We start from the raw sequence: 15,868 nt of genomic DNA, 5'->3' as shown, positions 1-15,868 counted from the left end.
AGAAGCAAGTAAATAAGGAGGTTTTTACTATGCATGAATTGTCACAGATGATTAAAGACGATATGAAGCCAGCATTAGGCGTAACGGAACCGGGCGCAATTGCATTTGCAGTAGCAAAGGCAAGAAGTTTCACGAAGGGTGATATTAAGAAAGTTAATGTTGCAATGAATAGTGGAATGTACAAAAATGCATTTACTTGTGGAATCCCAAACAGTAATGAAGTAGGTAATGTATTTGCAGCTGCATTAGGTGTAGTAGCAGGAAATGCAGACAAGGGATTGGAGTCTCTTGCAGATGTTACACCTGAAGATAATGTAAAAGCGCAGGAAATGATTGATCAGGGCAAGATTACAGTTGAACTGAGTGGCATTACAAGTCGTATTTTTATTGAAGCTACAGTGGAGACAGAAGAAGATAAGGCAATCGTAACAATTCGTGATTCTCATACTAATATCACAAAAATTATAGTGAACGATAAAGTCGAATTGGAAACAGAGGATGAGAAAAAGACAGAAGAAGATGGCGGTGAAGAAGAATCTCATTCTATTCATAAATATACTTTACAACAATTATACGATTATGTAACAACAGTAGATATTGAAGAAATTCGTTTTATTAACGAAGCATACAAAGTAAACCTGGAATTGTTCCATGAAGGTTTGGAAAATCCAAGAACAACATTTGCAAGACAGTTGTTAGCTATTAATAAAGGAAAAGAAGTTTCTGACGATGAGCAGAAAACAGCATCTTTGATGTGTAATGCAGCAATTGAGGCACGAGTTATTGGTTTGGATAAACCTGCTATGAGTATTACAGGTTCTGGAGCACATGGAATTATCGCTACAATGCCATTATATGCAGCGTATAAAGTAAATGGATACACAGAAGAACAGTTGCTTCGTGCAACAGCCTTGAGTTATCTTGTATGTATGTACATAAAAGAGTATTCAGGACGATTATCAGCATTCTGTGGCTGTGCTATCGCTGCAGGTTCTGGTATGGCATGTGCACTGGTTTATTTACGCGGTGGAACAGTCGAAATGATGGCTCATACATTGAATAACATGGCAAGTAGTATTACAGGTATGATTTGTGATGGCGGAAACCAGGGATGTACAATGAAGGGAGTTGCAGCGGTAGATGTAGCGTATAAATCAGTTGAATTTGCAATGAATGGTATTTATATTTCAGAAGTGCATGGAATTAATGGAAATACACCGGAAGAGACTATGCGAAATATGGGACTGATTGCTTCACCTGGAATGGTTGGCACAGAGAAAACAATTGTTGAGATTTTTGAAGACAAGCTGAAAAAGTAATATTTTTTAATTTTTAATCCCAAAAAGAGGCGGATATCAATGGAACAACCCAGAGATATTCGCCTCTTTGGAAATATTATAACATCACATTATTTTTTACAATAATATCATATATTGCTTCGAAGTCATTTTTTTATTTGATTAATAAGATCACCTTTCATCATTTCTAAGTTAGTCATAAAGTTCCCCTTTTATCTATACGATGATTCTTGTAATCATTGTACATACAGACATTGAATAGATATGACTCTACTATACTTAACTTCAAATTACAAAGCAAGATTTTAAAGAAAATGCAATAAAGTGTTGCATGTTCCGGTAAAAATTTGGAATGTGCAATACTAAAATAACAGCTGTACACATGTTTTTTAGCAGACTTATTATATATAGCATAATCAAAGCAGAAAATGTAATAAGTAGTATAGCAGCGTGTCGGACAGTTATACCATCAAGAGATAACTTCCATAAATATTTCTCCAAGAACTGGTGAACTTCCTTATCTGTAGTAAGCCAAGTATTATCATGGGAACTATCAGTGTTCTTCCTTTCATGGATATGTAATTTGCCATTGAAAATCTTATATTCTCTTTTGTAAGCCCCATCTTTGTTACTATTATAGGTGGTGTTTATAATAAATCCATCATTCGAGTCAAGAAGTATTTGACAGTTGTTTTTTGTCAATTTAATTAATCTAAGTTTATCAAAAGTATCCATTTTCACCTATCAGAAATCATATTTTTTAGGATCTAGTCCAGAAGCTATAAGCAGTTTCTTTCGTTCTTCAGGATCCATAAATTCTAATTCAGTAGGATCCAGTCCGGATAATTCCAATTCAGTTTTTGTAGTATTTTGATCTTTCATATTATTACGTCACCTCACGTTAATATTAGATAGCCATTGTGACATAATTATGATAGAGGTGTGTATAAAAATTTGACAGAGAGTGTTGCTTTTGTCAGAAGAAAAATACTAATAGGGATTTGGGCAGTGATTATAAGTACATATGTAAAGATGTTGATAAAGAAATATACTGCGAGTTGTAATTGGAAAATTATTAATAAGAAGAGCAGATGGTTTCTTTAGACCATATGAATATTCCAGTCTCGGTGTCCATACAGTCCGGTGATAAGGAAACCGATTGGCAATTATGAAGAATACAAGAAATCTCACAAATGTAAAGCCTGCTTATGCCCCGCAAAGCGGCTCTGGGCTTGACATTCGTTCGATTACTTATGAGTATTAATCAAGCCAATCAATGGTGGTTTCCGCTCCGGAATACCGGTTTCCATATTACCGGAATTTGGGTTTCTTGAGACAAGAATATACAATACTAAATTATCAAAAGAGGTTGATAATCATTTGAAAAAACAAGCACAACTTGATGAGAAAAGTGAAAAAATAGTAGATAGATTTTTGAAACAGCACACGAAGCCGGAAATATATGGATTGATTTTGTTATAACCAGTGGAGCACCAAAACACTCAGAAGCTATAGAAGAGTTTAAAGTAAGTTATGAAGAGAATCATTTGAGTGTAAAGGATATCAAAGTATATCTTGATATTTTTGATATTCATAAAGATAGAATGAAGCAGCCGAAAGATAATGAACTTTTAAACGGAAATAGAGCTGAAAGTGAATTAGGAGGAGAATAATGAGTAAACAATTGGTTTTTACAAGGAAAAGATCTCCGAATAAGAAATTGAAAAAATTTATAGAAAAGTATCAATTGACATGTAGTTATAATAGTAGATCAAAAGAAATATTTGAAAATGAAATAATGTTGACAAGCGTTACAAATAAAACTTATCATGTATTATTATATGATGATGAGGATTCAAAATTAGAAATTGATATAAAAATTTTTTTTATGGTGAAAAATATGAACAATTTAAAGCAACAAACTAGAAATCATTTGGAAAAGGTGTTTTCAAAAATTAATATTGAATATGAGCAGATAAATTTGGATGATGATGATATAAACTATATAGTATCATTCACACCGAGGAAACTGAAAGACAGTCTTGGATCTATTGAATTCTTAGCTTTTTACTCTGGCGAAAATAGTGAATTAGTAGTAATTTGTCCTAATATTTACAAAATAAGAGAGCAGGATAGTACACTTAGTATTTTAAATGCATTGAATAATGCAAATCAAAGGATATCAAGTGGAAGTGTAACTTTGAACGATAATGTTGTCATATATAGATGCATAAAGCGTTTTAAAGATATAGAGGATATTAAGGAGCAAGATATAAAAGATATTTTAGATAATGTTTTGATTGCTATTATTTATACACATGAAGAAATAAAGGAAATTAAAAAGGGTGAAAAATAGTATATTTATTTTCAGCGTGGGAATTGCAGTGTCATTATTTAGAATATACATGCAGTATAAACCGGAAGAAGAACTGATTTTTGTTATGGCTGTAATTAATGTCATTGCATTTAATTATGTGATTTTATTGATAGGAACTGATACGTTAGAATTGATAAAAGAGAAGTTAAATAAAAGTTCTTTATGTTTTGAACAAAAAGATAAATATGTAAAGAAAGTACAATATCTTATTAGATTATTTTATTGCTTCATTTTTATTGGGATGAGTGTTGGGTATATATGGAAAATAAGATCCGCAACGTGGAATGATATTATCTCTATCATGGCATTGATTGTTTCAATTTCTGCGAATGATATATCAAGTTATATGAGCGAAAAAATATATACTATGATTTAATTAATCCGGATGCGGGAAAGCCGCACGTCCGGAATTCTGTGAGGGATATAGCTGGTAACGGATGTATCTACTCGATCCATGAAAGTTATACGTGGTGAGTAGCGGGCAACGATTTAAGAAGCTATTTAAACTATAATTATATAGTCGGCTGAGATGTGATAAGAACAATAACGAAACACTTATTATTAAGAAGAGGATAGTATATGAGTTTGACATGGATGGAAAACGGATTTATTTGCAAAGATTTATATGCGCCGTTCATTCTGGAAAAAGATTTTGATTATTTTGATGATTTAAAAAAGAAGTATAAGCTTGTGATTCAACAGGCAGAAGGCGCAGGCGCCGATGATGATAGCCTTAAGATACTTAGCGAATTCAAAAGCAAAATTTTAAAAGCATTAAAGTGTTATTATAAAGCAGATATCGAGAAATGTAATAAAATCATAAGAAATCTTATTAAGGATGTAGGAAAAGATTCGTTTGCGGTTAACACATTGGATAAAAGTTATGCTTTTCCAGGTGGTTTAGGAACAGAACTACAACTTTTTAGATGTCGAAAGGGAAACCCTTCTAATGCATATCAGGCAAAAGATATGTTACATTTGCCTCAGAAACTAAGGGAGAAATCAGGCAACTATCGTTTTAGTATTCCTGGAAATCCAAGTCTTTACTTGGCAAATTCATCGTATGGATGCTGGATAGAAACAGGATTTCCTTCTGAAAATGAATTTAATGTGTCACCGGTTCTTATGGATGGAACACAGAAGATTCTAAATTTGGTGATTTCTATAAGAGATTTTCATGCTTTGAATGGTTTTGAAGATAGGAGAGTTCACTGTTGGTTGAAATTATATATGCTTACAATTGCAACATCCTATAGGATAAAAGAAGCAGATAGAACATTTAAATCCGAGTACATAATTTCTCAGTCAATAATGATGGCATGTAAAAGATTAGGATATGATGGTGTGGCATACTATTCCAAAAGAGTTAATGATGAGATTTTTGCATTGTGTGCAATTAATCTAGCACTTTTTGTGGATTATGAAGGTAATTATTCAAAAATTGTTGAACATATGAAAATGGATGATGCATTTAATTTTGGTTTGTATAAGCAACTTTGTGCATCTCTTACATATAAAAATTATGAATTACGTTCGATGAGATCTGGATTTATCACAAACATAGGTAACTATGATAGACAAAATCCATACACTGAAACAAAATTTTTTGATTTTGACAAATACATGTTTACTTCGTGGAGAGATAAGCCTAATGGGAAAGGAAAAGATCAAATTCCATGGGGAGTACCAGTTGCTTAATGATTGATATGGCTTACAGAGAATTATTATTTAAAAGCTTCAGCCAGGGTTAATAATATCCCTAGAGGTATCAAAAACAATTGAAAAGGAGATAAAGAAAATGGGACATGTTATTGCACGAATTTTAGATGAACTATTAACATCTTTCAAAAAGAATTATAAGAGACCAAGAGTATGGATCGGATTATTGAGTGTATTTTTCTGTCTGGTTCTGTTGTTTCCATATGTCGATTCTAACATCTTTTATTACTCGAGAATTCAAAATAGAATTGATGTATTAGAAAGTGTCATGGAACTGGATGAAGCAAAGATAAACAAGAATTTATTATACAAGGAAGAGTATCAAAGTATATTACAAGAGATCGGACAGCAGAAAGAATATACAGTGAATTCCATATGGAACAGATTTTTTTCATATATCGAAAAAATAGCATTGCCACCTGTGAAATCTAATCTGGGAAATAGTATAATTAAGTTCATTACTGGGGCATTGTGGTGTATTGTGCTTGATATAGGAATTTTATTTTCATCCATTAAAATTTCTGAAAAAATCTTAACGCTCATATTAATGTTAATCATTACGATGGGTGTGGGAACATTTTTTGCATTAATCCCAGTAATTGTTATACCTTGGATAAATTATATTGGAATTCCTGTGATACAACTGATTCTGATTATTTTGTGGTTCGATGCTATAGGGAAAAGCTCTGGGAACTGATTTGTCGAATGTAAGGGCGAGCATGTATATTCCGTTCCGAGTGAACCACTTGCACGGTCAAACTGAGCCAGTCCAACGGAGGATGCATTGCCATAAAAGGTGTCAGGCACCAATGTGATCAACCTAGTGTCAACTTAAGACAAGTGCCTGTTCAAGTTAATGGCTGACAGTGTGAAAATGAGAAAAGAGGAAGGCAGATTTGAAAAGAAGACGCACTTTAATAGGGCTTCACGGAAAAGCCATATGAAAAGCTATTGATTATTAGAATGCGACTTTTTTGTTGTTAAAATGTGTCCTGCCTATTGCTTTGTTCTTTTTTCGTCGGAATGTTCTTCCAGGCATAATCTGAGATCTGCATCGGAGAGATTCCTTATATAGTCTATCAATTGCAGATAAATCGAAAAGATTACACAGGATTTTGGGAACTATTGTTTTGATACGTCCGATGATAAATGCCCGGTTTGCTTGGTATCGATATTTATTCGTACTTTTAGCGGTAATCTGAATTTCTTCATCAACTTGATTTTTAATAAGAGATGACAGATTTGAAAGAAGTACGTTGATATAAAATTCTTGAAGTACCGAAGTGGTTGTTGCCCCGGAAAATTCTTCAATAGCAAGACGACTTTTCAATTCCTTATATTTTGTTTCGACCGGCCAGCGATAGAAGTAAAGCTCGCGGAACATCTTCTGAGAAATATGTGAATCAAAAAGATTGGTGGCAAGATACTCTTTTGTTCCATCACCGAGAGTAACTTCGATGACTCTTATCTTGATATTCTCAGTTCCGTCTTTTGTGTTGCCAGGAAGAACAGTGATTATGTCGCCAAAGCATTTCTTGGCAATGTTATAATTCTGCTTCAAGCGCATAAGGCAAAGGTGCTGATGCTCGACACAGTAACGAAACATATCTTCAGAATAATAGCCACGATCAAAGATTATAACGCTGTTTTGATAGATATTTAAATCTTCTAAATTATGCAAATGCTCTAAAGCAGCAGAACGTTCAGATGCAAGATATCGCTGAAAAGAAGCATGGACGATATAATCATCAAGAACATCATAAACAATGGAACCAAGTCCCATAGTAAAACGGCGGCTTGGATCAGGATATCCAAACATTTCACCGAAGAATTCGAAATTCGATTTGGAATTAGGCAATTCTATTTTGGAACCATCAATGGCAAATAAATGATATCCGTTCCAAAGTTTACGAGATGGGAGCTGCTTATAGAATAAATCAACCGATAAATAGTAGAGCTCTTTGAATAAGGCAGGGTTAATAAATTGGCGAGCCTTTGACAGAGCCTGCTTTGAAATGTCAGGGAAATCAAGGCATTCAAGATCTTCCCGAATACGGGAAAGATTTTGAAACATGGAGGCTTTTGAAGTATAAAGCAGATACATAATTACCTGAAAAAGAGAAAGTTTTCGTTTGCGAACAAAATGATTTTTTACACGATGTGGTTCCAGTTTTTCTGGGGTTGTGATATAATCCTTAATGGATTGGATGATATTTTTGCAGATGTCAATTCGATTCATATGATATACCTCCTAAAGTGTAATTAAGGTTCGTGGCGAGACGAACAATTCCTTAATTAATAGGTCGCGAAGCGACCTCACTTTTAGGAGGTTTTGTCAAGTACTTTTTTGTAAAAAAAGAAAAGAATTCCTTCAAATGCCCATGAAATCAGGGCTGAAGGAATTCTAAAATTTTTCTAAAATTCTTAAGTTGACCACAGTGGTGTCAGGCACTATTAAATTTCTATAGTTTTCAATTATCATATAATAGCAGAAAAGGCGGCGCTCATGAAAGAGAATATAAAATTACTAATGGTAATTTATATATTCATGAAGCGAAAACAGATGGATCATATGATGAATCTTGGATTGCTACAGATGAGGAAGTTCATCGGTTCTTGTCAAAATATTTATGGAAACTTTCTCTTAATGATGTAATTATATGAAAAAATATGCTTAGAAAATGGAAAAGACAAAGGAGCTGGTTACAATTGTATGTACTCAGCTCCTTTGTGTATAATAACACAAGGAATGATTCATCAACCGGTATCCTAAGCTAAAACAAGGAATGAATCCCTATAGGAACATAGAATATTTTGAGAAACGAAAAGAATTCATCAGGAGAAAAAGAAAAATAGCAAAGAATCGAGTTGTCGCTGCTAATCCTACTTATGTATAAAAGGATTAGTAGTCATCAAGGCTCGAGCCGTATACAGGGAAACTTGTAAAAATATAATGGATGGCTGCAACTTTTTTCATATGACTTTTGTATATAAGGTAAAGAGATGAAAAGAAGGTGGGAGGTGGAACGTATTGAGTAATTATTATGATGAGAATGAACTAATTAGACGAATCCAAAAAGGAGATGAATCAGCGTTAGCAATAATAATTTCGGAATATCATGCTTATGTCGGAAAAATTGTATACAGTATCTTAGGCAGTTACTCTCATAAAATTGATCTTCAGGGTGTGGTTAATCAGATCTTTTTTACCTTGTGGCATAAAGCTAATAAAATTGATCCATCGAAAAGCGTTACAATAAAAGGTTATTTAGGCACATTGGCCAGAAATACAGCTATAAATGAAAAGAAAAAATGCATACCAGATTACCAGATAAATGATGAGGTCATAGCAGATATTTCCGATGATTTTAACCAGGTTGAATTGAGATTACTGCTGGCGAATGCTCTGAGGAAACTGAATAAGGATGAGCAGTTAATATTAGTTCTGTTTTATTTTCAAAATGAGAAAATAGCCGATATTTCCCGCATTACAGGTATTCCGGCATCCACAGTAAAAAGCAAACTCAAACGCTGCAAAGAGAAGATGAAAAAATTTTTGGAAGAAGGAGGAAATCAGTATGAAAATTTCGTATAACGATATGTTTACTAACATTTCAGATGTTGCTTATGAAATATTAGAAGAAAATGATATGTTTAATGATGAAACCGATGATATGTTTTCTTCAGATAGAACTTGTAAAGATGTAACAGATATGATCCATGATCAGAAAATCGTGAGAAAAAGGCATTTTGCTATCAAGAGTGTTTTACTGGTTGCAGCTCTTGCTGCAATGTCGTCTATTCTTGCTATTGCTCACAACTACGGTGCAGCATTAATTGATGACAGCAACCGGCATTTAGTTGGAAAAGGACTTCATGGAGAAGGACAGATAATAGGAGCTGATGAAGAGATAGAGGTTCCGGATGAACCTTCAGATGGAATTTGGGAAACAACAGCTCGTATTAAATCATACAAAAACGTAAGCATTAGTCCAAACAGTATAACAGAATTTGCTGTATCCGGTGACGCCGGACAATATATTACTCCGGAAATTATATTTGGCAACAATGATTTAGTCATTTTTGAGCAGGAAGACGGATCAGGCTGGGAATTAAATGAGGGAGAAACCTTAATGATTCAGGCAACGGAATATGAAGCGGAAACAAACGGTGGAAATGGTCAGGAAATCATGTATTTTTATATCTGTGACGGTGAAATATTAGATGGAAAATCAGAGCCTCGTAAAGAATTAAATCAAACCTTTGAATTAACTGCAGAAAAATCCGGAGAATATTATATCTGTCTTTTAGGTGTAAGCTCAGATCCTATATCTTTAAAGGAAGGAAAAATAGTTATTAAATAGTAAAAAACGGTTATGAGAGAGAGTGCGATTACCAGGTTAGGTGATCGCACTCTTTCTCATTTTTTTATTATAGGAAACTTCAATTTCTTTTAAAATTATGCAACTTTTTTTAATGTTCCATTGTATATATAGGTAACAGGAAGTGTGGGAAAGTAAACGCTCAACAGCGAGTACATTGAAAAATTGAGAACCGCCGTAATTGGCGGTTCCTGGCTACTGTTGTTTTCGAATCCCTTCTGGAAGTTTTTTAGACCATGGTAACAGGTCCTCAAGAAAGGTTCGATCTTTTTGTTCCATATGTTTTGGAATCTCCTCCAGGAGATATACAAAATAATCATATGGCTTTAAGTTGTTTGCCTTTGCAGTTTCGGCAATACTATAAATGATTGCTGAAGAATGGGCACCATTGATCGTGTCAATCATCTGCCAATTTTTCTTGCCGATACAAAATCCTCGTATTGCTCGTTCACTGGCATTATTATCAATAGGAACTTCTCCATCTTCCAGAAACACACGTAAATACTTTTCTTGATTTAAGATGTATGTGTACGCTTTACGGAGCTGTCCACTTGTCGGAACAGTTGGTTCCATCTTTTTAAGGTACGCAAATAAGGCATCAACTAATGGTTTTATAACCAGTTGTCGCTGCATAAGTCTTTCTTTCGAAGATAACTCATTAAGTTTACCTTCTTCGCGATAAATCGCTTGGATCTGCTTGATTACCAGAAAGGCATCGGATTTGTTTCAATGGGCTTTTGGAATAACAGTGAGCGTCTCATCAAACTTCCTTCTGGCATGAACCCAACATCCTGCAATCTGTAAATCCTCACGTTCTTTTTCTATCGTGTGATAGACTTGATATCCATCAGTTACACAGATACCAGAATAATTGCAGAGAAACTCTCGTGGATGTGAGCAGTTTCGTGTTTTGTGATAATCATACAGGACGATCTGTTTATCGGTATATAAATGTCCTGAACGATAGACCCACATATAACTCTTGGATCCGGCTGAACGTCCATCACGATTCACTAAAACCGGTGTTTCATCTGCTTGTATCACATGATAATTGTAAAGCTCTTGATGAAGGTAATCATACAACACAGCAAGATAACTTTCGCCCAATCGTATCATCCAATTTGCCATGTTTTGACGTGTGATGGTAAGACCATAACGAGAGAATTCTTGTTCTAAGCGATAAAGCGGAACGGCATTTACATACTTTCCATCCATTTTTGCCAAACTCTGCCACCAATTCTTCATCTGTCAGATAGTGATTGATTATATTTACTGGAAGATCTTTGATATCAGCTTCTTTTTTACCAACAGCCTTTGCCTTTCGAGCTGGTTTATTTTCCAAAGTATCTGGTTCCTCCGCATCTAAATCAGATACAGCTTCATTGAAGAAAACAATGGTTCCATCAACTTCCATGAAACAGATTTGTGAAGTATCCGTCATCTTCTCAGAAGATCTTCCAAATCTATTTTTATTTGCAAGTGTGATTTGCTCGATCAATACTTCCATTAATATTTATTGAGGGACATTATGATCAGGTTAGAAAATATTTAAAGAGTAATATTAGAAATATCGAGGAAGGAACTATAGTGTTGATTACTTGTTATGCAAGTAAATTAAAAAGATTTAAGAAAAATGATAAAGTATGGTTTGTCTCTACTGCAGAAAATGGGTTGTCATATTGTTATAGAGGAAAGGACTATGGTTTTGAATTTGACATAACAGAATCAGAAATTGATTTCTATAATTGTTCCAAGTTGGAAGTTATGGAAAGAATAGAAAAATGTTTTTCAACACTTATGAGGGGAGGACTATGAATATAAAAATATTTGATGTTTATAATATACGAGCGAGACTGTCTGTATATATTATTATTATAGCACCTGTTATTTTGACATTGTACGCAATGTATGAGCCGGTTCGTAGTTTTAGTTTTTCAGTTGTATTTATCGCTATTTTATGTGCATTTTCTAATTATCTTTTTGCACTCCAACGATATATACAAAAAGATAAGATATATGGAAATACGACTGCTAAATATCTTTATTTGGAAGATGGGCATATAAATGCTTGCACTAAAAAGCGTTATTATAGAAAACTTAGCTTAATGGATGAAGAATTTAGTATTTTTGACACGCCAACAAATAGTATTGAGTTTAAGGAAGCATGTGCCAGTGCCATTCAATGGTTGCGTAACAATACACGAGAGAATAGACTTGTTCAAGAAGAAAATATGTTATGGGGATTTTATAAAAACTTATTAAATTTAAAAATAATTGGGATCATTTTTTCTATTATTGCCATAATTATTCTTATAACAATTTCGTTACTTATAAATATGAAAGATTTTTTTTTATTCTTCATTAAATATGGGGGTACTTATAATAGATATATCCTTTTTGTTATTTTGGGTTTTGGGAGTTAATAAAAAGATATATACTGTTCTGGATGAAAAGTATGCTTATGCATTGCTTGGGGCTTTAGATACAATGTCAAATAACGGATAATTTGCGGGTTCAGTAAAGCTTATTCCTAACATTAAAATTTATCCAAAGTTTTCGAGTATGACATTTTACTGTATAAGGATTGCAAGATAAAAAAGGCTATATCTTGTCAAAACAAAACAACTCTGGTAAAATCATTGTGGGCACTACTTGAAAACGGTAGGCGGTTAGTCCTTCAACAGAGGGACTGGATCCTCTGATTACATAGAAATCCTTTATGGGAAATCTGGGAAAGGAGGGCAAACTTTATGACTGATTTTGAACTGCTCTCCATCGTACTGATGATACTTGGTATCGTAGTATCGATTTTGATTGCATACATAGATCATACAAAAAAGTAACCGCCCCGGCCAAGGAAACGGTTACTTTTTAAAAAGTATACATATATCTTTGGACTAACCGCTTATCGGTAGTGCCTTTTTCTATTTTCATTCTATCAGAGATAGAGGAAGTTGTCAAATTTCTTTTGAGTTTGGATAAAGCGAAAGTGCTATAAGAAACATCTGGCAATGCCATTAAGCTAATTGTTCGATAAAGTGTTTGGTAGATAATAAATGTCAAAATCTGAAAATGGGTATAGAAAATTGAGAGAAAATCAGTAAAAAAGGCATGCCAAAAAGACAGATAAGAAATCTGTCAAAAAAATAATATTTGATTAAAAGAAACTATCGATATCCAAAATGAATAGCACCAATTCCGCGTAAAGGACGTGAAAATTATTGAAATTCACTTTTGACAGCATGAATATATTTAGCTATGAGTTCTATAATTCGATTTTCCGATGATCGTCCACGAATAAAATATTTTCTGGAAATCTTAAGTGCAGAAGAAAAATCGACTTCATATTGATATTTGTTAGTGCATGTAAATTTTCAGTTTAAGATGCTTCTAGGGCTATTTCAGACTGAAAATCAAGGAATAATAAAAAACGATTGTATAGCTGTAAAAATCCACGTTGAATTTTACAGCTTTTTATGTATAATAGAAGTAGCAAAAACAATTTAAAATCAAAGGAAGGAGCTGAAAGAATATGGCAAATATTTTACCGGTATCGGATTTGAGAAATTATAATGAAGTCTTGAAAAACTGTCATAAAGGAGAACCGGTATATCTGACTAAGAATGGCAGAGGACGTTTTGTTGTTATGGATATTGAAGACTATGAGCGTGATCGTGCAGAGAAAAAGCTTCTGATGAAGTTGCAGGAAGCCGAAGAAGCAGTGAAAGATGGAGAAGGTTGGCTGGATCTGGATGAGTTGAAAGCTCTTGTGGGGGAATAAGATGTTAAAACTGCGGATCAATCCGATTGTTGCAAAGGATTTGAAGAATATTCGGGATTATATTGCTGAGGATAATGAAGAATATGCTGCAAAGACGATAAAAGAGATTTATGGTAAATTTGAAAATCTTCAGATGTTTCCGGGAATGGGGTCGGATCTCTCTAAACGGGTCAGCTTTCGGACAGACTATAAATATGCGATATGGGAAGATTATGTGATTATTTACAAGGTCGGTAGCGAATATGTAGAGATTTATCGTGTGGTGAACCGCTATCAGGATATTACAAGAATTTTTGATTGATGAGATAGATAGAAGTCTTCATACAAATTTAACTAGAAAATTTCTTGAACTATTTTTGAAATTGTTGAAGATAGAGAATGTCAATTGGTTGCAACTACGCATGATTCAAACCTGTTGGATTTAGAACTTTTAAGACAAGATGAGATATGGTTTGTAGAACGTCAGGTAGACCATTGAAATTAGTTGAAACAATGAAGAATTACAAATTACAAATTATAAATTATAAATGAATTATGGCGAGGCAAGATGCCTTGCCATAAATTGCATAAGAATAAAGGTGCGTTGGAAATATGGCAGGGAGAGATGGGGCACGTGGATATGCATATCAAGCACTTGTGGCAGTGCTCAAGTGTTTTCAGTATGACTCATGGAATCAAATAAAGGTTGAGCCGTTAACTAATAATGATAAGGTTGATATTTTATTGAAAAAAGATGAGGTGCTGATAAAAGCTATTCAAGTGAAATCTAGTGTTAATAAATTTGAAAAACCCGATATTGAAAAATGGATAGATGAAATAAAAAAAGACATAAAGGCTATGGATTATGAAGTGGTCTTAGTAGGAGATAATTTAACGAAACCTGCGAGAGAATTTATTCAAAAAAATAACAATGATAAAAACAATCATGTTTATATTGAAATTATCGAGGGAGGCGAACGGGGGATAGAGAAACTTACCAAGAATTATGTTTTGGAATTTTTAGAATGTTATAATTCTAAGTGCAGTATTTCGGTAAATCAAATAGATGACATAGCAAATAAAATTTTTGCAAAACTCATGAAAATTAGCACGAATGAGAATTGGTTTTCAAAAAGTGATTTAATCAATACAATCGATAGAAATATGACATCTAATACAATTCAAAAGAAGATGTGGCATGCGATTAAGCGAGTTATATTCAGCATTGTTTGTGTTGCAGTGTTTTATATTTCAATATATGTGTCAAAGGGTTCTCTTATTCCAATGTTATGCGTTGTCTTCTCGGATGTAATGGTTGCAGTTATATGGGGACTTTTGAAGTATAGCGACATTCATTTTTGGAAGAATTTGGGGGATGATAATGAGTGGTTTTGTTCTCGAAAATATGATTCCGAATGTAAAAGTATTGCTGTGAATATTAATAAAGATGGTATGTCACACAAGCAGAAAGTGTATATAGAAAATTTATTGGCAGAAAGAATTGATAAGATAGAGGGAGTAATAAAATTTTTCTCTGGAAATACAGAAAAAAACCATATTGCATTTAAAACTATAGATATTGATAGTGGTCGGGAAGTAAAAATAGATGAGATAGCTTATGATACAGATCGTGAGTATAGTGATAAAACTTATTGGGATGAGGTGGAATTGCATATCGATAATATAGTTTCTAAAGATAGTAGAGCGTGTGTTTGGTCGGGCACAGTTATTAAATCTTTTAGAATATATAATTTTGACCAATTCAATTATTTAAGGTTGGGTGAAATAAGAATATTGCCATATGAAATAACATGGTTAAAAAATGAGATTGTTCAGAAGGTGTGGCGTTATATAAATAATTTGTTGACTGTATATTTGGGCGGCTATGATATAAATAATTTGTGGAAGCATATTAAAATAAAAGTAATTGGATTCTGTGAAAGACTGATTTGTAGATTGATAGGAGTATTATTACTCTGCTTAATTATTGCTGTTATATTAGGTGTTTTGTACGGGCAACTATATTGGGTGATTGAATTTATAAGATATATTTTCTAATACAAAATAGACGGTTTAAAAAGGGGAGAAATCCAATAAAGCAGACAGCAGTTAATGAAATCCAACAGGCAAAAGTGGACAGTTTATTATTACTAAGAACAAGTGTATCTGATACAATACAAGAACTTGTGAGTAGATAGATATTCATATCATCAAACAAAAGCAAGGAATATCAGTAAAGAAAGTATAGAACAGAAAATAGCGAAAAATTTTCTGTTTTTTTGACTGCCAGTCACGACGGTTCTTGATTTTTGAAATCAGGTCTTACTAAAAA

Annotated in this window: 15 protein-coding genes and 1 pseudogene; 13 read left to right on the top strand and 3 right to left on the bottom strand. The window is 33.5% G+C overall.

Features of this window, described 5'->3' with window-relative positions:
• Positions 1-29 precede the first annotated feature (29 nt).
• Positions 30-1,319 carry an L-cysteine desulfidase family protein gene (locus ACZ47Z_RS11270; protein WP_054753872.1) on the top strand — a complete coding sequence of 430 codons (1,290 nt, stop codon included), beginning with the start codon at positions 30-32 and terminating at the stop codon, positions 1,317-1,319.
• Between the two features lie 723 nt (positions 1,320-2,042).
• On the opposite strand, the gene ACZ47Z_RS11265 is transcribed toward ACZ47Z_RS11270, so the two are convergent.
• Positions 2,043-2,180, bottom strand: coding sequence for a hypothetical protein (locus ACZ47Z_RS11265; protein ID WP_157050561.1), 138 nt, complete (start codon positions 2,178-2,180; stop codon positions 2,043-2,045).
• Between the two features lie 665 nt (positions 2,181-2,845).
• Between ACZ47Z_RS11265 and ACZ47Z_RS11260 the strand changes: the two genes are divergently transcribed.
• From ACZ47Z_RS11260 to ACZ47Z_RS11240, 5 genes are all read left to right on the top strand, one after another.
• Positions 2,846-2,971 (top strand): hypothetical protein, encoded by a 126-nt coding sequence (locus ACZ47Z_RS11260; RefSeq protein WP_464525582.1) that lies wholly within the window; start codon positions 2,846-2,848, stop codon positions 2,969-2,971.
• The gene (locus ACZ47Z_RS11255) at positions 2,971-3,654 is read left to right on the top strand and encodes a hypothetical protein (protein ID WP_054753876.1); all 684 of its coding nucleotides are present in this window, start codon (positions 2,971-2,973) and stop codon (positions 3,652-3,654) included. The genes ACZ47Z_RS11260 and ACZ47Z_RS11255 overlap by 1 nt, the downstream gene beginning before the upstream one ends.
• Positions 3,644-4,051, top strand: coding sequence for a hypothetical protein (locus ACZ47Z_RS11250; RefSeq protein ID WP_054753878.1), 408 nt, complete (start codon positions 3,644-3,646; stop codon positions 4,049-4,051). Before ACZ47Z_RS11255 ends, ACZ47Z_RS11250 begins: the two co-directional genes overlap by 11 nt.
• Positions 4,052-4,254: 203 nt before the next feature.
• Entirely contained in the window at positions 4,255-5,373 is a 1,119-nt protein-coding gene (locus ACZ47Z_RS11245) for an RES domain-containing protein (protein WP_464525581.1), read from the top strand.
• Between the two features lie 100 nt (positions 5,374-5,473).
• Positions 5,474-6,091, top strand: coding sequence for a hypothetical protein (locus tag ACZ47Z_RS11240; RefSeq protein WP_464525580.1), 618 nt, complete (start codon positions 5,474-5,476; stop codon positions 6,089-6,091).
• A 261-nt stretch (positions 6,092-6,352) separates the two neighbouring features.
• Here ACZ47Z_RS11240 and ACZ47Z_RS11235 read toward each other — a convergent pair whose 3' ends face one another.
• Entirely contained in the window at positions 6,353-7,633 is a 1,281-nt protein-coding gene (locus ACZ47Z_RS11235; RefSeq protein ID WP_464525579.1) for an IS4 family transposase, read from the bottom strand.
• Between the two features lie 792 nt (positions 7,634-8,425).
• Here ACZ47Z_RS11235 and ACZ47Z_RS11230 point away from each other — a divergent pair.
• Entirely contained in the window at positions 8,426-8,989 is a 564-nt protein-coding gene (locus ACZ47Z_RS11230) for an RNA polymerase sigma factor (RefSeq protein WP_117861307.1), read from the top strand.
• Positions 8,973-9,758, top strand: a complete 786-nt coding sequence (locus ACZ47Z_RS11225) for a hypothetical protein (RefSeq protein ID WP_464525578.1) — start codon at positions 8,973-8,975, stop codon at positions 9,756-9,758. The genes ACZ47Z_RS11230 and ACZ47Z_RS11225 overlap by 17 nt, the downstream gene beginning before the upstream one ends.
• 213 nt (positions 9,759-9,971) lie before the next feature.
• Here ACZ47Z_RS11225 and tnpC read toward each other — a convergent pair.
• A pseudogene (tnpC, locus tag ACZ47Z_RS11220) lies at positions 9,972-11,283 on the bottom strand (IS66 family transposase); the annotation flags it as partial.
• 80 nt (positions 11,284-11,363) lie between these two features.
• On the opposite strand from tnpC, the gene ACZ47Z_RS11215 reads away from it, so the two are divergent.
• The 5 genes from ACZ47Z_RS11215 (at position 11,364) to ACZ47Z_RS11195 (ending at position 15,594) form a co-directional block, all read left to right on the top strand.
• Positions 11,364-11,591, top strand: coding sequence for a hypothetical protein (locus tag ACZ47Z_RS11215; RefSeq protein WP_464525577.1), 228 nt, complete (start codon positions 11,364-11,366; stop codon positions 11,589-11,591).
• Entirely contained in the window at positions 11,588-12,199 is a 612-nt protein-coding gene (locus ACZ47Z_RS11210; RefSeq protein WP_464525576.1) for a hypothetical protein, read from the top strand. The genes ACZ47Z_RS11215 and ACZ47Z_RS11210 overlap by 4 nt, the downstream gene beginning before the upstream one ends.
• Positions 12,200-13,308: 1,109 nt before the next feature.
• On the top strand, positions 13,309-13,557 hold the full coding sequence (locus ACZ47Z_RS11205) for a type II toxin-antitoxin system prevent-host-death family antitoxin (protein ID WP_005333597.1): 249 nt from the start codon (positions 13,309-13,311) through the stop codon (positions 13,555-13,557).
• Between the two features lies 1 nt (position 13,558).
• A complete protein-coding gene (locus ACZ47Z_RS11200; protein WP_464525575.1) occupies positions 13,559-13,858 on the top strand; it encodes a type II toxin-antitoxin system RelE/ParE family toxin in 300 nt (99 codons plus the stop codon).
• Between the two features lie 290 nt (positions 13,859-14,148).
• A complete protein-coding gene (locus ACZ47Z_RS11195) occupies positions 14,149-15,594 on the top strand; it encodes a hypothetical protein (protein ID WP_464525574.1) in 1,446 nt (481 codons plus the stop codon).
• The last annotated feature ends 274 nt before the right edge of the window (positions 15,595-15,868 follow it).

It is taken from the genome of Mediterraneibacter faecis, assembly GCF_055383675.1.
Note: the sequence above shows the minus strand (reverse complement) of the source record. Positions and strands in the feature narration are given on the sequence as shown.